Below are 20,484 nucleotides of genomic sequence, written 5' to 3' on the forward strand. Positions count from 1 at the left end.
CCACATAACATGTTGTATGTTAATCTTAGATTTAATTATATATAAGCGTAATTGTTGCTTGAGCATATACACCAGTCGCTGGTACTGGAATAGCATTAGAATAATAACGTGCCTTAAATGATTTAGAAACCGTACCTCCTGTTCCAATAGTACCAAAGTTGAAAAAGCTACTCGAACTACCTATTACCTTAGGTGCAATTGGCAGTGGTGAACCGCTGCTATCCGTTATTTGTACCGAAACATTTGGAGAGTAATTAGTCCCAGTATTTTTTAATAACCCTAGAGTATTGCTTGCTGCATTATTATTATCAGTCAAAAGTGCAACTAGGCTTTTATTCGCATCAATTGCATTACAGCCACTGACATTCATAGTAAATGTCGTATCACCTAATGTTTGACCAATGGAAGTAAAATCTGTCGTGCGAACCGTTGGAAGAGTTACATTAATAGCTGCACCGCTATTCACTACGCAGGTTGTTTTAGTGATTTTAAAAGTAGAATTGGATAATGTAATGATTGTACTAGCTGATTGAAAAATTCCGCTAAGAGCGGTAAGCTGCCCAAGTCTTAGGTTATTTATGACAAATGTCGCCTGTGCATTTCCAATACCAGAGACAAGTAGACGAACATTCTCTAGTCGAATCCCTCGGGTCGAACTTGTACCTGTAAAAATTGTATATGCTGTTGTTGCGTCATTAACCCAATATTCTGTAGCATTATCTTGATTATCTTTTACACTAAACGCCATATAAACATTAAAAGTTGGTAGCGGTGTAATGAAACTTGCTGGAATTTGATAATAAGTATATCCACCTGTAGTGATCGTTGATGAGGTTAGCAGATCGGTATTTGGTTCCATTTTGAAGACACTTGAACCACTAAGAAAACACCCTGAAATAGGTTGTGGAGAAGACACCTGTACAGTTTGTAAGGAAAGTTGGCGATAACTATTATCACTTAGTGCATTTGCCATTGTGGCTGTAAAATTTACAGGATTTATATCCGTTCCACATAAACTATATGCTTTTGAACAATATAATAAAATGATAATGAGTCCCAAAAGTTGCTTACACATTTAATGGCACTCCACATTAACAATACTCAGTTGAGTTACTCTACTATTTAAAATCAAGGAGAGACCCTCTAAAGGAATCAGGCAACTCTGTTTCACTTGATCCCCCCAAATAACTTTTAATGGCTCGTTTAAATCACGGATATCATTACTAAGTAAAGATTGATTCGACTGTCCCATGATCCCAACCAATTTACCTGATTGAGTTTCAATACGACTTCCCATTGGAAATTGTATTTTTTCGATAGGATTATTTATTCTTAGTAAAATATTTGACTGCACATTTGCTTTAAATGTCACTAAAGTTGAACTGTATAAACGCGGTATAACTTGAGTTTGGTTGCTATCTAAAGTAACTTCTGGTGGCAATTGGTCAGGATTAATCGCAATCGAATTCAGATTATAGGCAGATACATTGGGATAGATTGCATTGCCCCAACGATCTAATTTCACACCCCATGCATTTTCTACAGTCGCACCAGTACCATTCTCTACATGTATGATAGAGTAAGTATCTGCAACTGAATTAGTTGCGGTAATACCATAAGAGTGTGCAACAATCGCACCTTGAGCAGAAACTGAATATTGAGTATCGTTTCCATTACTATAGACAGTCGCTGCTAAATTTGTTTGCGGTAATAAATAGCCGATATTCGCATTATATGTAGTCGAGTTAGAGTCGCTAGATTGATACTGAGAAATACCTAATCCAAAATTAATATTATTATGCTCACCTAAAGTACCTGATAGATTTACACCAAAATTATCGTTTGTTTGATCTTGCACTGTATTGTGCTGATAGTTCGAATTTACAAATATATTCGATTTTTTATAATCTAATGGTAATGATAAACTCAAGTAAATACTTTCATCTGATTTAGTACTATTATTCACATAGTTGGTTTGACTTACCCCAATCGAATAATTCAGCAATTTCCATACATTTCCATAGTTCAGATTAAACTGATATTGATTCGGTTTATCAGTCCAATATTGATTGGTTAAAAAACCAAAACTAAAAGAACCCAAACGTTCATTACTAAAGCTTTTATTCAAATTAATATTAAATTGATTTTTTAAATCAGCAGTTAATGTTAAATTTGTCTGTTCATCATCAATTAGTTCATCATAATTTAACAAGGCCAGTGCATTTGATACCGTCAAATAGTTTTGACTTTGTAAAATACCACCAATATTTACATTAAAATTATATGAATTCCAATTATAAATATAATCTAAAGACAAACGTTGTCCTTGATAATCATTGGAGAATATAGAAGCTTTACTCAGGTTTCCGATTAAGTTAAAGCCGCCAATGGCTGTATTTAAACCTGTACCTAAGAGCATGCTTTGATAGTTTTCTGTCAGATTTACACCACCTAACAAGGTCAAATAATTATTTAAACCATAATTATAACTACCCTGTAAAATGGTACTTTCGGTTATTTTATCAATAGTTTTATAGTTACCTAAAGCAAGACTATAATTATATTGTTCTGGTCTAAGCAGATTAAAACTATTTTGCATTGGGATAATAAAGATTTTCTTTTCACCCCCATTTTCAATTACTTCAAGAGTCAAGTTGCCCGATGAGGTTGAGGTTAAATCTGTAATTTTAAAAGGTCCCGCAGGGACAGTACGCTCATATATTTTTTGTCCATTTTGGAAAATACGAACTAGGGCATTGGTATAAGCCACATTTTCAATGACAGGCGAATAATAGCGCATTGACCAAGGCAGCATATTTAAGTCCGAGGCCAGTTGTACCCCGACAATAGGTAAGCTTTCTTGTTGTAAAGCATTGGTATTAAACTGACCAATACTGATCCGTGAATGAATAGGTAAAATATCACGATTTAAAACATTTTTATATGAACGATAGTTACCTAAACTAGAATGGCTATTTGACTGAAAATTACCTGCATGTCGGTAATACCAGCCATTAATATTTAACCCGCCAGTCAGACTTAAATATTGGTCATCACTCGTTTCAGTATGATTATAATTTGCACTATAACCAAAAAAACCAGAGTTAACTCCCTTATCGAATCGTGCAGGGTCGATATACCCTTGTGGTCTTTCTTTTACAAATTTTTGTGGAATAAATACTGCTAATGCTTGGGTTGAAATATCAAAATTATAAGATGCGTCTGGAGAGATTTCTTTGATAGTTAAACAATCTTTTTTCTGAATTTGTCTTAGATAATCATCTTGCAAATCTAACTTAGTGAGTAAAATAGGATCTACACACAGAACTGCGCTGTTTGAATCATCTAAATGCTTGAAAAGAAGATTTAATTCACCAAGTAAACGCTCATTCACTAAAACATCAGCGATATAGTTTCCCTCAGCAATATAATTTGCTGTACTGAATAAATCTAAATTTACATCTTTATTTTTACTACCAAATAAAGAGGCTGAACTAAAAGCCATAAATTGGGTTTGATTTTTTGCTGAGGGTTTTTCTAAATTTTGTATAAGGGCTTCTTCACTAGAAGCTGCATACACTTTTGTAATTAGTGCCATAAAAATATAAAGACACCCCCACTGATATTTATTATTCATCCACTTTATTTTCAGCCAAAACTTTTAATCAAATTTAGTTTCAAAATCCTGGTTCCCACCAAGATCATTCACAATTTGATAAGAAAATTTTTCAGGAGAAAAATTCACAGTAAGTTTGTCCACAGCTTGCTGTGAAAAAGGTTTAAGCATAACGGCTTGACTATACTCCATATGCTCAGATTTAGATTGAAAATCCATTTGTGTAATCGTAATAAAATAAGGCGTTGGATTATTTAAATTAATTTCTTTAGTTAATTGATTATATTTAGCCTTAATCGAAGCGTACGCTGTATTTGCAGACATTTTAAGATTTGAAGGTCGGTAGAATAGCTTGATACGTGTTCGAACATTAAAAGTTAAAAGATTTTTCCCCACATATTGCGGATCATCAGGCGGGATATCTAACATATTGAACCAGAATAATGATTCGCGGTCTTGCGGTAAACTTGGAGAACCTGTTGGAATAATACGGATAATCTGACCTCTATTTGGTTCAACACGAGATAAAGGAGGTGTTAATACAAAAGGTATCTGATCTGCATTGGGAATTTGATCAATGTCTCCGTTATCAATCCAAGTCTGTACTAAAGCGGGTGTACTAAGTCCATTGCGTAATTGCACACTGATACTTTTGGCATTGGAGGGAAAAATAATGCGCGTACCATCTATTGTGACACCAGCAAAAATTGATTGACTACAAAATATAGCTAGCGATAAAAGGCATGTACGCAACATTATTTATTCCAAATTAAAAACTTAGTTATATTCTAAAGTATAGTTAATACTAGTTTTAACAGTTTGAGAGGCTGGACTTGCCTTGTTTGAAATATATCGAGCTTTAAGTGCGTAAGCACCCGTAGTAGAAGCACTTAACTGTCTTGTTAATGAGAAATCAATTGGTGTTGTACCATCTACATTAAGAATTTGTACAAATACATCTTTAGTCGTTGGTGCAGAAGTATCTGTGTTAATTAACCATGATTTATTGGTTGAATCATAGTTAGTACCAGCCGTTCCGCTTAAAGTAATGTTTTTAATGGCACCAATGGTAAGGGCATCACAACTACCAGCTACACCAGTCCCGTCTGTTACGGTGAGTGTAAAGTCTTTCGTGCCTGTAGTTGAATTAGCAGCTGTAAATGCGGTATTACGGACAGTATCAAGCTGCACAGCAACATTGTTTGCTGTGCCAGTAGCACCAGCAGACCCTGTAAGTGTACAAGTACCATTAATTACTTTACCATTTATAGTAATAACACCATCTTCCGCGAATGCAGAATTTGTTATTCCTACCATGCTTAGAGCAGTAACTAATAACATTGAGTTCATTTTTTTCATTTTAAACACCTTTTGACGTGAAAATATTTTGAACATCATCAAATTATTTTCATTATTAAAAATATGGATAATAGTTAAAAAACAAATCACATGAGATTTCTTTTTTGATCAATACTTAATCATTTTACCTCAAAAATAAATAAATGTTAACTTGATCACACCTTCAATTCTATTGACAAATATAAATAAAATTTACCTCCATTTAACATAATGGCTGTTATACGAAATTTTAGAAAAAACATTGATAAAGTACTACTATGTAGTACAATAAAATTACTACATAGTAGTAGATAGTATGGAAGCTTGATGTATACAATATGCGAAACATCTTTGTTCAGTAAGTTTTATTCAGACTATTGGACAGAAAAAGAATACAACGAGTTTAAAATTTTTCTTGCTTCCAATCCTGAAGTTGGTGATGTAGAACCTAACTCAGGAGGAATACGTAAAGTTCGTTGGGGATCTGGTAAGACAGGTAAAAGCGGTGGAGTCAGAGTAATCTATTACAACCGTCTAGCTAATGGACAAATATGGTTACTTACCATTTATGGGAAATCTGCTGTTGATCAACTCGATAAAAAAGTACTACGTGCTTTAGTGGAGAAGTTAAATGAATCGCTCAAATGATATTGTAAGCCGTGATGCTGAACGAGATATTGGTGCTGAATTACTTATGGCAGTAGATGAAATGCTTGCCAATGCTCCAGTAAAAACTTATACCATTACTCAGACTGATGTCGCTTTAGCTCGCCAAAAATCAGAGTTAAGCCAACGTGAATTTGCCGAAACTTTAGGTGTATCTGTGCGTACTTTGGAAAGTTGGGAACAAGGTGTACGTAAACCATCTAAAGCAGCACAATCCTTAATTAAGCTGTTTATCAAAGATCCTTCTTTTGTTAGAGAAGCTCTTAGCTAATTAAAAAATATAGTAAAAATGGGAGCTAAAGGCTCCCATTTTTGACTTCGCATAACGTGTATTATGTTAATTTTAGGAACGCTACAAGATAGATTAGACTCGATTTTTTCTCTTTTTGAGATATAAATAACAAATCAACAGAAAACTAAGCCAAAATAAGTAGTCCAAGATAAAGTAGTGAAGAAGGAACTCATCTAAATCCCAAAAAATAAATAACACGCTTATATTGTTACCAGGTGAAGTGAAATCTCCATCAATTAAGAATACAAAGGGAAAAGGCTTTGTTGCACAAAGATTTCATAACTATATGATTTTAAAAGTTTTGATTATTTTCTGATCTAAAATTAAATTTATTTAAATCAGATGCTTACATATTTATGCAACAAAGCCATTAAAACTTAACAAAAACCTGAACTTGTAAAATAATCTAAATATCAGTTACTTAATGATCAGAAAAATATTATTATTATTGTATTATTAATGTTTAATATTTGTGGTTTGTATGTTCTGGGTTCTTATAGCAGTTCTAGTTTTGATTAGTACACTATTAATTATTTCTATGGTGAAGGAATATCTTAAAAGTCCTTTCAGATAAATGACTCAATTTTAATCCATTTAACATAATAGAGCTTATACGAAACGCATATAAAAATAGTTTTATATTTCAAAAAGTTATGCTATAAAAAATCGGGGACGCAAACCCGAAAAGCTGACTTGGAAACAAGTCGGCTTTTTTATGATCGTTTTTGATAGTTCTTGCCAATAATTTTGACTAAAAATTACGCATTTCAGTTTGAGTGATACAATTTTGTGATACATTATTGTATATACAAATTTGAATGTTTTTTATGGAACAGTATTTCGAATGGGATGAGGCAAAGAATCGAAAGAATCAGAAAAAACACGATGTCTCTTTCGAAACGGCAAGCCTTGTTTTTGATGATCCATTAAGGATCTCAATTCAGGACAGACATACCGATGGTGAAGAACGTTGGCAAACCATTGGAAAAGTAAAAGGCGTACTAATGCTCTTAGTAGCTCACACCATCTTTGATGAAGATGACTGTGAAATCATACGAATCATTAGTGCAAGACAAGTAACTAGGGCGGAGCGAGATAGATATGAGCATGGTTAGATACTCACGCAAAGAACTGAATGAAAAATTTAGCGACAAGCAAGATGCTGAAATTCAACGCTTGCTTGCTAATGGAACGGTTCCTGACGATCAGCTAGATCTCTCAGATATGCCTGAAATTACCGACTGGAGTAATGCTGTACGCTACAATCAATTCTATCGTCCAGTGAAGCAACAAACATCTATTCGTTTAGATGCTGACGTACTTGCATGGTTCAAAGCACAAGGAAAAGGTTATCAAACACGTATGAATGAAATCTTACGGGATGCTATGCTCAAAGAATTAAAAAATCATCAGTAAAAATGGGAGCTTAAGCTCCCATTTTTGACTTCGCATAAGGTGTATTATGTTAATTTTAGAAATTCTTACTAAACACTAACCTTCTCCCTTATAGAAAACCATATAAGATTAAATACAAATAGACTTGGTCACAAACTTGTTTGACAATTAGTGACATTGTCACTATATTTAAAAAAAAAGATGACCAGAGGTAAATATGGATTCTGATTTAGAAATAAAAAATACTGAAAAACAAGTCCCTACCATTTTAGAATGCACACATAAAGGCGATCTAAACTTAGGTGGAAAAACAGTAAGCTGTGCAGTATTAAGCAATGGGGCTAGGGTTATTACTCAGACAGCACTTTTTGATGTCTTTGATAGACCTAGGAAAGGGGAAAAAAGAAATGAAAATTTGCCATCGATCATTGGAGCAAAAAACTTACTCCCTTATGTTGATGATGAACTTAAAAAATTAGCAGAACCTATTCATTATTATAGTGATTCTGGTGCAATGAAGTCAGGATATAATGCTCTATTAATTCCTGCTGTTTGCGATGTATATCTTCGAGCTGCTGATGATCCAGACATAATATTAGAAAGTCAAAAAAAGACAGTTGCACAAGCTAATATAATTATTAGGGCACTAGCTAAAATCGGTATTACAGCTTTAGTAGATGAAGCGACTGGGTATCAGTTAGATCGAGAAGCGAATGAACTTCAAACTCTTCTAAGTAAGTATATTTCTGAAGAGTTTCTAAAATGGCAAGCAAGGTTCCCTCGAAAATATTATGAAGAAATTTATCGTTTATATGGGTGGGAATATGATGCTCTTAGCTTCAAACATCCTAAGTATCTAGGTAAATTTACTAATGAATATGTATATGAGCACCTTCCTGAAGGTGTGCTCGAAGAATTACGTAAAAAGAATCCCAAAAATGAAAATGGAAATAGATCTAGACGCCATCATCAACTATTAAGTGGTGATATTGGCATTCCTCACTTAGAAAAGCACATTACTAAACTAATCACAGTAATGGAGCTTTCTGATGATATAGATGGTTTCAGAGATAATTTTGGACGCGTTTTTGAAAAAAAAATTAAGCCTAAGCCGAACTCTAATCAGATTGAAATGGCTTTAAATTCGAATGAAGAAGAGTAATATCCAAACATCATATATAAAAAAGCCAGACACTATGTCTGGCTTTTTTATTGCCATTTGAAAACTGAATGAGTTAGCTATAATATATAGACTATAATCTATATTTTGGTTGTGATATGTGGACAGTCATCACGACAGATCTGTTTAATGAATGGCTTGAACAACAAGACGAATCAACACAAGAGAAAGTCTTAGCCGCTTTAGTCGTTCTACAACAGCAGGGACCTAGCTTAGGTCGCCCTTTAGTTGATACCGTGTATGACTCCAAATTTACCAATATGAAAGAGCTACGTATTCAGCATCGAGGTAAACCTCTGAGAGCCTTCTTCGCATTTGATCCATTACGACAGGCAATTGTGCTGTGCATCGGTGATAAAGGTGGTAAAAAGCGTTTTTATAAAGAGATGCTGGACATTGCAGACCAGCAATACGAAATTCATCTCTCAATCCTAGGAGACCAATCTAATGGCTAAAACCTTACAGGAATTATTGGCTAGTCGCTCTCCAGAGAGTCAAGCTCGTATTCAAAAAATTGCGGATGAACTACTTTTAGAAAATCAACTTCATCTTATTAGAGAAGAGTTAGAGATTTCTCAGAAAGAATTAGCTGAAACTCTTGGTATCAAACAGCCTTCACTTTCAGCAATAGAAAATCGTGGGAATGATCTCAAAATTTCAACAATGAAGAAATATGTTGAAGCGATGGGCGGAAAGCTACGTATTGATGTGGAGCTTCCAACAGGCAAACATATAGGATTTAATGTGTAACTTGCTTCAGCTACTCTATATAAACAAATAACAATTTGGCTTCATTATGTAAGGTCTTTAGTAAATGAAAAAAATTTATATCTGGCTAATTTTTACAGTATTGATAGGACTTTTACCTATCATTGCTAGAATTACAGCTGTAAATATTTTTATGCTTAAAGATGTCGTTACTATCAGCCCTGTAGATATTATTAGATCTCTTGGGCTTTGTTGCACAAAGATTTCATAACTATATGATTTTAAAAGTTTTGATTATTTTTTGATCCAAAATTAAATTTATTTAAATCAGATGCTTACATATTTATGCAACAAAGCCAATTTGAACTGTAAGCACCAAATAAAAAAATCCAGTGCATAGAACTGGGTTTTTATTGTCACGTATAAATCTAAGACTTGTTTTAATCGTTGCTAATAGGATGTTTCACGGCTTCTAAACCATTGATTTTAGGTTAAGGATTTTTGCTGTCATGACGTTACTTTGGGGTGTACTCTAAGTTTACATAACGTTTTTTTATGAAAAATGCCTGTAACAAAGGCATTTCTATTTTGATATTCGGAAGTTTATTAGATCTTCTAACTGAACAACCTTTGCACCTAAATCAATAAGCTCGTTAGCCGCTTGTTCTGAAATTTCACATATTAATCCATGATAATGTAAACAATAATTATCAGACCCTTCCGATGCTTTTGAAGCTAGAATCAATTCCTTATACTTCTTTTCTTCTAGCGTAAAACTTACAGTTCCATGCAATTTTAAAATGACTATATTTTGCTGTATTTTGTTCAACTCAACTTCAACCATTTGAAACCTCTAATTTAAAAATTTTCTAATCACTTCAACCTACTTTATAGGCTTAAAAATTATTACCTTAAAAATCTTTAGCTTTCCCATCCCACTCGTCATATGTAACAAAATAAAAACGCTTCAATAGGCCTTCAGGGACTGGTATAGCCTTTCCTCTAAAAATAATTTTTTCGATTCTGTGGAATAGTCGTTCTAATCTTTTTGCAATATTTTCCGGGCAAATATAAATCACCTCAGCAATGATTCCGGATGAAAGCATCTCTGCATAATTGGCTAGGATCTCGACATACCTTTTTGGTGTTTTCACTGTTCTTTCTAGCTCAATTGCAATTTTTCGCCCTTTGGGAGACATTGCAACAGCATCCGGGACTTGCAACCATGTCGAACGGCTCAAATTTGCGTTCTGTAGCATCTTAGAGCTACTTTTCCACTCAATCCACCCCTGACTAACTGCAAGCACTTTAACGCGCTGTAAAGCCAAACTATGTGCCATAGTAATGGGCTTCACACGACTCACCTCAAAAAATTTAAATTTCTCATCTTCAGGTGTTGCTAAAAGCATTCCAGTCGGAGTTAATCCCCAAATTTTCTGATTCCATGAACTCAGCTCAAAATCAACAGTATGAGCTTTAATCAGCTCATTCGCTTCCATCTTCAGCAGGATCCTTTGAACACCATTTGGTGTCATTTTTAAAAGCAGAGCCAAATTTTTTGCTGTGCCGTATCCATCTTCAAGTAGGAGAGAGAGAATCTTTATCTTCTTCTCAGTTTTGGTTTTGTAGCGTTCTGTTTTTGAGTTAATTAAATTAGACATAGCTCACTCCAATTCACCGAAAAATAAAGAGGTATCTGGATCTGATTTTTCAGAAGTTTGAGGATTATCAAAGCTTCTGATTTTTTTTGAATCAGAATTTTTTTCGACTTCAATCGGATAAACGGTAGATATTTTGGCAATGCCATTTCCAAATAAGACCCCTGTCTTGGGAGGCAGTGATAACATCATATTAATATCTATTAGATTCCGCTCGGACTGGCGGATCTGTTTTTCACCAACAATTCGATCAGTCAAACTCAGTGTTTTTTCAGTACTGCGAGATTCATCATCTCCTAAAATTTTCCCTGAAAGATCTGAAAAATATTGAGCCGTTTCATGGTCCGCAGCGCGGTACGTAAACTTTAGAGGGCAATTTGCTAAAACAGAACCTGCAAATGCATTTGCATCCATATTTTCCGGGACATTAGTTAAATCATTAATACTTTGATGAGCCAGAATGAAATGCAGCCCTTTATCTCTGATAACTTTAAGTGAGTCACCAAAGATTTTAGAAATTTGGAAGGAGAGTTCATCAAGGATGACGCAAACTTGCTTTGGTTCTTCAAGGCTGTTATCTCGTTCACTCGCAATTTGAACAATCCGGGCAAGAATCATTCGTTGTACTTTGACATACTTGGGATCTTCCCAATCGCCAGCAATATAGACAACAGCACCATTTTCCATAGCTTGTTTTAATGAAATACCTTTAGTTGCATTGACTGCTTTAACCCGACCTATTTCTTGTAGTTGATTGGCAAAACTCTCAGCCTCATTTTCTTTACTTCTAAAATATTGATCATATTCCTGGCTAATCTGGGTTGCTGTCAGTCCAGGCTGATAGTTTTCCCCCACAAATCTCGCCATCTTGCGGTCTTTACCACGGTAATAATCGGCAGCATCTCCTCGATCTTCGAGTAAAAAACCAGTAATTAAGAGATTTTCGATTTGCTCGGGCGTAGCATCTTCAAAAAGATTCAGTTGAGCTTCATTACAACGGAGATCAAAAAAATAATATTGTACCTTTGCTATTAAAGCTGCTAGTTGACATACAAGAGGAAACCATTGATCTCCCCCATGTTTAGGATCATTAACGAACGTACTTTCACGCCTTAATATTGCTTGGAAAGCTAAAAGACCAAGTAATACACTTTTGCCAAACCCTGAGGTTCCTGTGATTTGAGTATGTGGAAGATTTTTTTCATTAAAAAAAATAGGTTTACCTTTAGGATCTAAACCGAAGAACCACTTGTCATGAGAAAAAAACTTTCGAGGATCATATTTAAGGATCGATTTAAAACTTTTTTCAATATCTCGAATATCTGTCTTTTGATCTCGCGCGGTTCCTGCACCTTGAGTAAAAAACTTCTGTATTTTTTCGCATGTAGGTGTAAACAATCGGTCAAATAAAATCGAAATAAAAAAGCCAGTTGTACCAAAAATTAAGAAAAGCCAAAGTTCATTCCTACTCACTTTTTCCAACCAATATGCAACTATCCATAAAATAAAAAAGGCAATTGAGCATAAGAAAAAAGCATAAAAAGAAAATTTCGAACCCAATTTTTTTAAATCTGTTTCATTTGGCTTCGCACTTAACACTATAAAAGCAAACATTCCAACAAAAACAGACATTAGGTGTCGGAATGGGTGTGCGAAAAAGGTATTCAAAAAAACTGAGATATCACCAGCAAAAATGATTAATACGAAACCCATAGCAACTAGCAATAAAATCCACATAAAAATCATCCAAGCTCAAGAATAAAAATTAATATACTTAGTTTTTTTAAAAAGACAATAAATAATTTAACGTAACCATTTGAAATATATAATAAAAGTATGTTAAATCTGCGGTATATTGTGTAGTTTAAAAAATAATCTTAATCCTTAAAAAATCGAGGAAATTAATATTTTTCTTAATCTCCATAATTGGATACGCGGTTGCCCCGAAGGGGGGCTGAACGAAAGTGAAGCATCCTCGAAGTCCCAACGGAGAGGACAAGGGGGGAGCCACGAGAGGGAAAAAATGGAAGCGAAGCGCACCCATTTTTTAAGGCGTCCCAACGCCTGACCTTGAAGTGGGGGGCTAGCCCATCCCCGTCGTAAGGAACGCACGACCACCCTCTTACGGTTAAAAAAGTCCGTTGAGTTCATTGCGTAGCATATGAAGCTCAATACTTTTCAGTAAGGGGGTGGTCGTGCGCGGTAGCGCAACGACGGGGACTTTGTAAGAGGTAAAAACGCCCTAGCGTTTTAGCAAACCCGTCCCGAACCCTTTCGGGCTGAAACCTAGCGATAGCATGGTTTCAGAGGGTAGCGTAGCGGTTGCGTTACCGTGAATCGAGTCAACACTTTTAGCACCTCGACTCGGCACTGCGTACAGGCACATAGGTAATGCCGATACGTAGTGCTGATATATCTTTCTTTTGCTTCTCAAAGATGAGTTTTAAGCGAGTGTCTACGAGCTGCCACAGTAAAAATTTGCCTTAATCTTTTCCCTGATTACAAGCTTCTTTTCGATTCTAAAACTTAGATGTAGAGCATCCCGTAAGGGTGCGAACTGCTAAGATTCAGCTTCTAGACTGAGCGTAGCGAGTATAAAAAATTATGAGCGAAGCGAATTCCGAGTTGTTTTTGTTTTTTTAAAGTCACGAAAATATTAACTAAAAAATTGCCCCTCGAATCGAGCGAAAGCGAGATTCAATAGAGTTTGAGCGAAGCGAAAACCAAGGGCAATTTTTCACGATCTGGGTTTTTAATTATTTTAAATACTTTTAAATGCTTTTAAATGAGCTGAAAGCCTTGTGTAGAAAGCGTTATAGCTTCTATTAAACTAGGTTTATCGACCTATTAAACTAGGTTTATCGACCTATTAAACTAGGTTTATCGACCTTTAAAGCTAGGTTTATCGACCTTAAAGCTAGGTTTATCGACCTTAATAATTTTAATAGACACGTTTATTTAAATAGTCTATTGTACAACCTAGTTTAATTATAAATTTATTATTAGAAATGAGTGAATTAATTGTTAAGGATAATGCCTTAATTCAAGCTAGCTATACGTTAGATACTGTTGAACAGCGTTTAATTCTTCTAGCTATAGCAGAAGCAAGACAAACAGGTCATGGGATAACAGAAAATAGCTTATTAGAGGTACATGCCAGTAGCTATATAAATACGTTCAATGTTGAAAAACATACTGCCTATACAGTCCTTAGAGATGCATCAAAAAGCCTCTTCGATAGATACGTCACATACCATGATGTTAATCCTAAAACAGGTAAGGATCGTAGTTTCCATTGCCGTTGGGTTGATAAAATTGGTTATGAGGCTCAGTCGGGAATTGTTTTTTTAAGATTCACTCAAGATATCGTTCCTCTTATAACCAGACTAGAAGAGAATTTTACTAAATATGAGTTAGAACAGGTCTCACGCCTAACTAGTTCTTATGCTATTCGACTCTATGAATTACTGATCCAATGGAGGTCAGCAGGAAAAACTCCCGTTTTTGATCTGTCTATCTTTAGACAACAATTAGGCGTTGAACCTCATCAATATAAAACTATGAGTAACTTTAAAACCTATGTTTTAGACTTTGCATTGAATCAAATAAATGAACTAACAGATATCACTGCTAAGTATGAACAACATAAGAAAGGACGTACTATTTCAGGATTTTCGTTCACTTTTAGACAGAAAAAAGATACATCGAAAAAAGTAATCACAAGTGAAAATCCCTCAGATTATTTCTCGAAAATAACCGATCCGCAGCGTCACCTATTTGCTAATAAGCTTTCTAGACTTCCTGAAATGAATACATATTCTCAAGGTACAGAAAGCTTTGAACAATTTGCTGTACGCATTGCAGAAATGCTTAAAGATACCCAAAAATTCGAAGAATTATTCCCTTATCTTCAAAAAGTTGGCTTTGCTCCTACCTGAAATTTAAACTTGATCATTTGTCTATTAGACAGTCTAATAGACAGTAACTTTTTACAAGTTTAGGCATAGGTTTACTGAATGAAAACCCTTACAGTTCTTGAACTTTCCAAGCTTTACAACATTAATAGACAAACGATTTACAACAACATAAAGAAAGGAATTTTAAGTAAAAATTCTGAGAATAAGATTGATCTAGCAGAAGCTATCCGTGTTTTTGGAGAACCAGTCAAAAAACAGGATGTAAAAGAATTTGTAAAAGTAGACAGTCCAAATTCGGCAGAAGTTTTACTGCTTAGACAACAAATAGACATGCTGAAAAATCAGCTTGATGATGCTAAAGATCGTGAGTCTTTCTACCAAAATCAGATCGAGACGATGCAACGCCTACTGGAAGCTCCAAAAGTGCCAAAAATGGAAGATCCAACACCTGTTGCACCACCTCAAGAGACTGTTGAAGTCCCACTACCTGAGCAATCAACTGAAGGTAAAACTGAGATCCAAACGCAGAATAAGCGGATTCCAGTACCGGAGCACATTGAACAGGAACCGGAAAAAAGGGGCTTTTGGAGCCGTTTTTTTAGACCCTATGATTAACCACGATTGTTTAACTAATATGAACAAAGTCGTGAAACATTGCTTAAATAATAGGCGTGGAACGTGAAAAATCATAAAAAAAACCCATCTTGGGGAAGATGGGCTATCAACTAGAAACTACAGCATTGATTTCTATAGATAATTATAACACATTTCGTATAAGGTGTATTATGTTAATTTTAGACAATTTAAAAAATCACATGGTAGATCATCAATGAATAGGACGCCCCCTAAAAAAGTAATTCAAACTCTTAGACAGGAGGTAGGATTTGGTTGTCCTGTTCCTAATTGTGGAAACCCTTATCTCGAATGGCATCATTTCGATCCGCCTTGGAGTATTGAAAATCATCACAGACCAGAGGGTATGATTGCTCTTTGTACACAGCATCATAAAAATGCTGATAACTATGCTTATACCAATGATCAATTAGTAGAGTTTAAAAAAAATAAGGTTAATTCAGAAAAAGTAAAAGGCAATTTTGAATGGCGGAGAAATAAATTATTAACCGTAGTAGGGGGAAATTTCTACTATGAAACACCTCGCGCACTTGTAATTGATAATTATGATGTAGTTTCTTTAACAAGGGATGAAAGTGGTTATTTACTGCTAAATGTTGAAATGCTTAGTGTGTCTAAGGAAGAGCGTTTAGTAATGAGGAATAACTGCTGGGAAAATATAGGAACTCCTATTGATTTTAAGTGCCCCCCTAGTGGTAAAGAAATTGAAATTAAATATGAAAATGGAGATTTTCTATCAATTAAATTTTATGTCATTAATAATAAAGAATTATTTAAAAAGAATTTTGATATAGAAGCTCCTGATTCCTTAGAATTCCCTCTAACTATTTCTGAAATTAACTTTGAAGTATCTGGTATAGACATAAAAGTTTCACCAAAAGGTACAAACATTCAAACAAATCAATTTATACGAAATTTTTCATATAATTGTGGTGTAGGTATGATGTTGAATTTAGGAATAAAATGGCGTCAAAATTGGAATTTAGTACCAGTTCCTAGTCGTAGAGCAGCCTCATGTCCATGTAATAGTGGTTATAGATATAAACACTGTCATGGAAAAATAGAATTAGGGGGCTAATTTTATTTATAAACCTTCATTTTAATGTGGTTCCGTTAATTAGACCACTCAATTCAGTTTTATAAGTGATAAATCCGCTCTAAATATTTAAATTATGCTGCCATTACTTTTAGTAAATGTTGATCATAAAATTCATCCGGTGTTGCCTTATTCAAACTTGAATGAGGACGTATCGTGTTATAAAAATCCAAATATTCAGCAATTGATTGTTTCGCTTGTTTAACCGTATCGTAAGCCTTCAAATAGACTTCCTCATGCTTCAAGCTGCGCCATAACCGCTCAATCATCACATTATCCATCCATCGTCCTTTCCCATCCATACTGATACGGATATTTCGCAATTTTAACTCATTCAAAAATGCCTCGCTTGTGAATTGACTGCCTTGGTCTGTATTAAATACCTCTGGACAACCATATTTCACAATTGCTTCTTGCAACGCATCTATGCAAAAGTCTGTTTCCATACTGATCGATACTCGATGAGCCAGTACTTTACGACTATGCCAATCTATAATTGCACACAGATAGACAAAGCCTTTAGCCATAGGAATGTACGTGATATCTGTACACCAGACTTGATTAGAGTGATCGATGACCATGTTTTTCAACAGATATGGGAAAATACGGTGTGCAAGATTAGGCTTACTGGTATTGGGTTTTGGATACAAAGCATGTATTCCCATCAAGCGCATTAAACGTCGGACTTTACGCCGACCTATTTGATGCCCTTGACGCTGTAGCATATCTCGTATCATTCGACTGCCCATAAATGGGTAGTCGAGATGAATTTCATCGATTAGACGCATCAAACTCAAATCAGTTGATGAAATCTCTTTGGGCTTGTAATACAACGTACTGCGATTGATTTGAATCAATTGCGATTGTTGTCGTACCGAAAGTTGATGGGTCTTATCGATCATTTTTTGCCGCTCAGCTGCCCTATTTTTCTGAGCGCACCTTCTAAAAAATCAATTTGCAATGCCTGATGTCCTATCTTGGCATGTAAAGCTTTGAGGTCAATCTCAGGTTCTTGTTGTGCTGTTGGTCGTGAAAAAATATTGATTGATTGCTCAAGCAGTTGATTTTTCCAATCGATGATTTGGTTTTGATGTAAATCGAATTGAGTAGAAAGTTCAGCGAGTGTGTGGTCGCCTTTAATTGCTGCGAGAGCAACTTTAACTTTAAACTCTGCTGAATGATTACGACGTTTTCTTCGTGTCATGGTTGACTCCAAAAACAAGCATTTCCCATGCTTATTGGGGAGTAGATTATCACTTATAGACGTGGTCTAAAATCCTAGAACCACATCATTTTACATAATGGCGGTTATACGAAATTAGTAGTTTTTACGCGGAATTCCTAAGGTATTCATCTTTTGTCTTATATCTTTATTTTTACCAATAGGTAAAATATATTCATAACCTACATCGAAAAGTAGGTAATTAAGAAAAAATTACAGCGTTTTATAAGCCTTATAGTAACGGGAGAGACTATAGGGCTTTTTATTTATCTTAATATTCATATATCTATGATGAAGCCATGATACTCTGCGATATAAAAAACCGGCTTGAGAATAGACCGGTCTTTTATGATATTTGCTAAAATACTCTTTTGAAATATAAAAAACTAAGCGTGTATAGCACTGGGTCTAGGTGTTTTTTGGGCTTAGTTATTAGCGTTATTTAAATAAGTATAAGTCAATTTTTACCTAATGGATTTGCTTTTCAACTAGTTCCAATTTCTTTAATGCTTGCCCTTTTTTATGATCATTATTAATCTTTACAACTAGAGCTAAAATAAAAACCATCACTATAAAAACAAGGAAAATCAAATGCTTTTTCATCATTAATTCCGTCTTTTGACCTTTAAGAATGCCTTGCTCCTTTGTAAATAGATATGACATAAGGGAAGCACTGATACAAGCCTTTTTAAATGACTTTAGCAACTCGATAGACAGTTGCAACTCCACAATTCACTGCTTTGGCAATTTCTTCCTTAGTCATATTGCCAGATGCTAGCAATTCTTTTATTCGTTTGTGCTTAGCCTCATTGGCTTTCTTACCTGTTGGCTTGTAACCCGAACGTTCCAGGCCCTGCTTAATACGTTCTATACGTTTCTCATTGTCTAGACGGGCCATTGTTGCCAGGAGATCAATCAACATATTGTTGATGAGTTCCAAGATTGAATGAGTAATGCTGTCACTGGTTTGAATCATTTGGTAGGTAGTAGGAAGATCTGCCACAATTAATCGAAGTCCTTTCTCCTGAATCCTGCGCTTCAGCTCTTGAAAATCCTGTTGGGTTAGGCGTGATAATCGGTCAATACTTTCAACCAACAAGGTGTCACCTTGATTTGCTTCTGACAGTAGCTTATTCAATTCAGGTCGGTCTAACTTCGTACCACTATAGTTTTCCACGTACACAATGGTTTCGCCCAAATTCAAGTTTTGGTTTAGATCCTGAAGAATCTGCAAAGCCCTTTCTGCATCTTGATCTTTAGTTGAAGCTCGTAGATAAATACGTGTATTCATTTTTATCATTTAATCATTAATTCTATTAGATTAATGATAACACTATCATTTAATTATTGCATTAAGTTTAATGATAGATATTTTATGTTATTTGGCTCGTTATCATTCAGCTATACTCTTTTGATAAAAAAAGCATGACTGAAAACCATGCCTTGGGAGCCCTGAACCGTACCGGGTTTGTCGGAGACTTTTTTATTTAAGTTAGGCCACCTGACCTAACGGGTTAATCTTATCATAGTACATTGCTTCAAACTCAAAAGGCGATACATAACCCAGTGCACTGTGTACACGCTTTTTATTGAACCAATCTACCCAGTTTAGTGTCGCAAGTTGTACATCTGCTAAACCTTGCCAATCTGCTTTTAGATATTCAATCACCTCTGTTTTGTATAAGCCATTCACCGTTTCAGCCAAAGCATTATCGTATGAATCACCAGTCGTACCGACTGATGCTCGTAAATTTGCTGCTTCTAAACGATTGGTATAGCGAATGGAAAGATATTGCACACCTCTGTCGGAATGATGAATCACATTCTTTGGCATGCCTCGATCGTGCAATGCTTGCTCAAGTGCATCGAGCACCATATCTGTATTCATCCGTGTAGATACTTTCCATCCAACAATTGCTCGTGAGAACACATCAATAATAAATGCGGTGTAGACCCAGCCAGAATTGGTTTGAATATACGTAAAGTCACTGACCCATAATTGGTCAGGTCGATCAGCACTAAAATTCCGTTTCACTAAATCACCTGCCCGTTTTTGATCATCTCGGCTGCGGGTAGTTTGTTTGTTCTTACCACGCCAAACACCTTGTATATCTAGCTTTTGCATCAATCGAGCAACTGTACAACGTGCAATAACATAACCCTCACGTTTCAATTGTTGCCAAACTTTACGTACACCATATCGACCTGAACTTTCTTTCCAAATACGTTTGATTTGCTCTGCATGATGTAAATCATGCAGAGCACGTTTCGCTCGATGTTCTGGGTTATCAACGAGATCTAAAGCCCGATAATAGGTCGAAGCTGCAATCGGTAAAATTCTACAAATCGCTTCAACACCATATCGATCTTTATTGTTATGGATAAAATCCACCATTATTTGTGTGGGCGGTCGAGCTCCGCCTGGGCGAAAAAAGCGGCTGCTTTACGTAGAATTTCATTGGCACGTTTTAATTCTTTAATTTCACGTTCCATTTGCTTCATTTTTTCTTGATCAGATATCTGTTGTACTTTAATAGGATTTTGCTGATCTAAATGCTTTTGATGCCAGGCACGAAGTGTTTCAGGAGTACAACCAATCTTAGGCGCAATTGCTGTGATTGCAGCCCAAGTAGAAGGATAATCTTTTTCAGATTCAATCAATAATTGAACCGCTCTTTCTCTGATTTCAGGGGTATATTTTAATTTTGTCATCGGGATAGTCTCTCAGAATATTGACTCTCCGACAAACCCGGTACGATTCAC

General features: G+C 35.3%; 21 protein-coding genes and 1 other annotated feature. Of the genes, 10 read left to right on the forward strand and 11 right to left on the reverse strand.

What is annotated here, in order from left to right:
* Nucleotides 1–31: 31 nt before the first annotated feature.
* The 4 genes from AC4CU3_RS18805 to AC4CU3_RS18820 all read right to left on the reverse strand — a co-directional run bounded on the left by AC4CU3_RS18805 (nt 32) and on the right by AC4CU3_RS18820 (nt 4,975).
* On the reverse strand, nt 32–1,075 hold the full coding sequence (locus AC4CU3_RS18805) for a fimbrial protein (RefSeq protein ID WP_005020919.1): 1,044 nt from the start codon (nt 1,073–1,075) through the stop codon (nt 32–34).
* Nucleotides 1,076–3,598: a fimbria/pilus outer membrane usher protein gene (locus AC4CU3_RS18810; RefSeq protein WP_323806872.1), complete on the reverse strand. Its 2,523-nt coding sequence runs from the start codon at nt 3,596–3,598 to the stop codon at nt 1,076–1,078.
* 63 nt (nt 3,599–3,661) lie between these two features.
* Nucleotides 3,662–4,372 carry a fimbrial biogenesis chaperone gene (locus tag AC4CU3_RS18815; protein ID WP_005020915.1) on the reverse strand — a complete coding sequence of 237 codons (711 nt, stop codon included), beginning with the start codon at nt 4,370–4,372 and terminating at the stop codon, nt 3,662–3,664.
* 21 nt (nt 4,373–4,393) lie between these two features.
* Nucleotides 4,394–4,975, reverse strand: a complete 582-nt coding sequence (locus tag AC4CU3_RS18820; RefSeq protein ID WP_005020913.1) for a fimbrial protein — start codon at nt 4,973–4,975, stop codon at nt 4,394–4,396.
* A gap of 306 nt (nt 4,976–5,281) precedes the next feature.
* Here AC4CU3_RS18820 and AC4CU3_RS18825 point away from each other — a divergent pair, with 306 nt between their 5' ends.
* The 7 genes from AC4CU3_RS18825 to AC4CU3_RS18855 all read left to right on the forward strand — a co-directional run bounded on the left by AC4CU3_RS18825 (nt 5,282) and on the right by AC4CU3_RS18855 (nt 9,237).
* Nucleotides 5,282–5,602, forward strand: a complete 321-nt coding sequence (locus AC4CU3_RS18825) for a hypothetical protein (RefSeq protein ID WP_005020911.1) — start codon at nt 5,282–5,284, stop codon at nt 5,600–5,602.
* Nucleotides 5,586–5,891 (forward strand): helix-turn-helix domain-containing protein, encoded by a 306-nt coding sequence (locus AC4CU3_RS18830; RefSeq protein WP_005020909.1) that lies wholly within the window; start codon nt 5,586–5,588, stop codon nt 5,889–5,891. The genes AC4CU3_RS18825 and AC4CU3_RS18830 overlap by 17 nt, the downstream gene beginning before the upstream one ends.
* 848 nt (nt 5,892–6,739) lie before the next feature.
* Complete coding sequence (locus AC4CU3_RS18835; protein WP_058870606.1) at nt 6,740–7,027, forward strand: BrnT family toxin; 288 nt, start codon at nt 6,740–6,742, stop codon at nt 7,025–7,027.
* On the forward strand, nt 7,014–7,328 hold the full coding sequence (locus AC4CU3_RS18840; protein ID WP_490738486.1) for a BrnA antitoxin family protein: 315 nt from the start codon (nt 7,014–7,016) through the stop codon (nt 7,326–7,328). Before AC4CU3_RS18835 ends, AC4CU3_RS18840 begins: the two co-directional genes overlap by 14 nt.
* A 196-nt stretch (nt 7,329–7,524) precedes the next feature.
* Nucleotides 7,525–8,469 carry a P63C domain-containing protein gene (locus AC4CU3_RS18845; protein WP_490738487.1) on the forward strand — a complete coding sequence of 315 codons (945 nt, stop codon included), beginning with the start codon at nt 7,525–7,527 and terminating at the stop codon, nt 8,467–8,469.
* 116 nt (nt 8,470–8,585) lie between these two features.
* Entirely contained in the window at nt 8,586–8,942 is a 357-nt protein-coding gene (locus tag AC4CU3_RS18850; RefSeq protein ID WP_490738488.1) for a type II toxin-antitoxin system RelE/ParE family toxin, read from the forward strand.
* The gene (locus tag AC4CU3_RS18855; protein ID WP_490738489.1) at nt 8,935–9,237 is read left to right on the forward strand and encodes a helix-turn-helix domain-containing protein; all 303 of its coding nucleotides are present in this window, start codon (nt 8,935–8,937) and stop codon (nt 9,235–9,237) included. Before AC4CU3_RS18850 ends, AC4CU3_RS18855 begins: the two co-directional genes overlap by 8 nt.
* A 541-nt stretch (nt 9,238–9,778) precedes the next feature.
* Here AC4CU3_RS18855 and AC4CU3_RS18860 read toward each other — a convergent pair.
* The 3 genes from AC4CU3_RS18860 to AC4CU3_RS18870 form a co-directional block, all read right to left on the reverse strand.
* Nucleotides 9,779–10,039, reverse strand: a complete 261-nt coding sequence (locus AC4CU3_RS18860; protein ID WP_490738490.1) for a hypothetical protein — start codon at nt 10,037–10,039, stop codon at nt 9,779–9,781.
* Between the two features lie 67 nt (nt 10,040–10,106).
* Nucleotides 10,107–10,856 (reverse strand): MobC family replication-relaxation protein, encoded by a 750-nt coding sequence (gene mobC, locus AC4CU3_RS18865; RefSeq protein WP_490738491.1) that lies wholly within the window; start codon nt 10,854–10,856, stop codon nt 10,107–10,109.
* 3 nt (nt 10,857–10,859) lie between these two features.
* Nucleotides 10,860–12,590 (reverse strand): type IV secretory system conjugative DNA transfer family protein, encoded by a 1,731-nt coding sequence (locus AC4CU3_RS18870; RefSeq protein ID WP_490738492.1) that lies wholly within the window; start codon nt 12,588–12,590, stop codon nt 10,860–10,862.
* A gap of 1,271 nt (nt 12,591–13,861) precedes the next feature.
* Here AC4CU3_RS18870 and repM point away from each other — a divergent pair.
* The 3 genes from repM (at nt 13,862) to AC4CU3_RS18885 (ending at nt 16,481) form a co-directional block, all read left to right on the forward strand.
* A complete protein-coding gene (gene repM / locus AC4CU3_RS18875) occupies nt 13,862–14,791 on the forward strand; it encodes a replication initiation protein RepM (protein ID WP_490738493.1) in 930 nt (309 codons plus the stop codon).
* A 78-nt stretch (nt 14,792–14,869) separates the two neighbouring features.
* A complete protein-coding gene (locus tag AC4CU3_RS18880; RefSeq protein ID WP_490738494.1) occupies nt 14,870–15,385 on the forward strand; it encodes a plasmid replication DNA-binding protein in 516 nt (171 codons plus the stop codon).
* 214 nt (nt 15,386–15,599) lie between these two features.
* Nucleotides 15,600–16,481, forward strand: a complete 882-nt coding sequence (locus AC4CU3_RS18885; RefSeq protein WP_005020924.1) for a hypothetical protein — start codon at nt 15,600–15,602, stop codon at nt 16,479–16,481.
* Nucleotides 16,482–16,573: 92 nt separating this feature from the next.
* On the opposite strand, the gene AC4CU3_RS18890 is transcribed toward AC4CU3_RS18885, so the two are convergent.
* From AC4CU3_RS18890 to AC4CU3_RS18905, 4 genes are all read right to left on the reverse strand, one after another.
* Nucleotides 16,574–17,703, reverse strand: a protein-coding gene (locus AC4CU3_RS18890; protein ID WP_100228722.1) for an IS3-like element ISAcsp5 family transposase whose coding sequence is annotated in 2 segments (ribosomal slippage) — nt 16,574–17,451 and nt 17,451–17,703 — 1,131 coding nt in all. Because the reading frame shifts where the segments join, the coding sequence is not laid out codon by codon here.
* A 486-nt stretch (nt 17,704–18,189) separates the two neighbouring features.
* On the reverse strand, nt 18,190–18,450 hold the full coding sequence (locus AC4CU3_RS18895; protein WP_010700377.1) for a hypothetical protein: 261 nt from the start codon (nt 18,448–18,450) through the stop codon (nt 18,190–18,192).
* Nucleotides 18,410–19,021, reverse strand: coding sequence for a recombinase family protein (locus AC4CU3_RS18900; protein ID WP_010700378.1), 612 nt, complete (start codon nt 19,019–19,021; stop codon nt 18,410–18,412). The genes AC4CU3_RS18895 and AC4CU3_RS18900 overlap by 41 nt, the downstream gene beginning before the upstream one ends.
* 192 nt (nt 19,022–19,213) lie before the next feature.
* A protein-coding gene (locus AC4CU3_RS18905) for an IS3 family transposase (RefSeq protein WP_171553505.1) occupies nt 19,214–20,433 on the reverse strand; the annotation gives its coding sequence in 2 pieces (ribosomal slippage) (nt 19,214–20,157 and nt 20,157–20,433; 1,221 coding nt in all).
* Nucleotides 20,042–20,158 (reverse strand) — a sequence feature (AL1L pseudoknot). (Overlaps the previous gene by 117 nt.)
* Nucleotides 20,434–20,484: the final 51 nt, after the last annotated feature.

It is taken from the genome of Acinetobacter sp. 802_lipA (assembly GCF_058242885.1).

Coding starts and splice junctions, on each gene's coding strand:
- AC4CU3_RS18805 (WP_005020919.1), bottom strand. CDS start 1,075: ATGTGTAAGCAACTTTTGGGACTCATTATCATTTTATTATATTGTTCA.
- mobC (WP_490738491.1), bottom strand. CDS start 10,856: ATGTCTAATTTAATTAACTCAAAAACAGAACGCTACAAAACCAAAACT.
- AC4CU3_RS18825 (WP_005020911.1), top strand. CDS start 5,282: ATGTATACAATATGCGAAACATCTTTGTTCAGTAAGTTTTATTCAGAC.
- AC4CU3_RS18880 (WP_490738494.1), top strand. CDS start 14,870: ATGAAAACCCTTACAGTTCTTGAACTTTCCAAGCTTTACAACATTAAT.
- AC4CU3_RS18845 (WP_490738487.1), top strand. CDS start 7,525: ATGGATTCTGATTTAGAAATAAAAAATACTGAAAAACAAGTCCCTACC.
- AC4CU3_RS18855 (WP_490738489.1), top strand. CDS start 8,935: ATGGCTAAAACCTTACAGGAATTATTGGCTAGTCGCTCTCCAGAGAGT.
- AC4CU3_RS18840 (WP_490738486.1), top strand. CDS start 7,014: ATGAGCATGGTTAGATACTCACGCAAAGAACTGAATGAAAAATTTAGC.
- AC4CU3_RS18860 (WP_490738490.1), bottom strand. CDS start 10,039: ATGGTTGAAGTTGAGTTGAACAAAATACAGCAAAATATAGTCATTTTA.
- AC4CU3_RS18810 (WP_323806872.1), bottom strand. CDS start 3,598: ATGGCACTAATTACAAAAGTGTATGCAGCTTCTAGTGAAGAAGCCCTT.
- AC4CU3_RS18835 (WP_058870606.1), top strand. CDS start 6,740: ATGGAACAGTATTTCGAATGGGATGAGGCAAAGAATCGAAAGAATCAG.
- AC4CU3_RS18850 (WP_490738488.1), top strand. CDS start 8,586: ATGTGGACAGTCATCACGACAGATCTGTTTAATGAATGGCTTGAACAA.
- AC4CU3_RS18870 (WP_490738492.1), bottom strand. CDS start 12,590: ATGTGGATTTTATTGCTAGTTGCTATGGGTTTCGTATTAATCATTTTT.
- AC4CU3_RS18885 (WP_005020924.1), top strand. CDS start 15,600: ATGAATAGGACGCCCCCTAAAAAAGTAATTCAAACTCTTAGACAGGAG.
- AC4CU3_RS18900 (WP_010700378.1), bottom strand. CDS start 19,021: ATGATAAAAATGAATACACGTATTTATCTACGAGCTTCAACTAAAGAT.
- AC4CU3_RS18830 (WP_005020909.1), top strand. CDS start 5,586: ATGAATCGCTCAAATGATATTGTAAGCCGTGATGCTGAACGAGATATT.
- repM (WP_490738493.1), top strand. CDS start 13,862: ATGAGTGAATTAATTGTTAAGGATAATGCCTTAATTCAAGCTAGCTAT.
- AC4CU3_RS18820 (WP_005020913.1), bottom strand. CDS start 4,975: ATGAAAAAAATGAACTCAATGTTATTAGTTACTGCTCTAAGCATGGTA.
- AC4CU3_RS18815 (WP_005020915.1), bottom strand. CDS start 4,372: ATGTTGCGTACATGCCTTTTATCGCTAGCTATATTTTGTAGTCAATCA.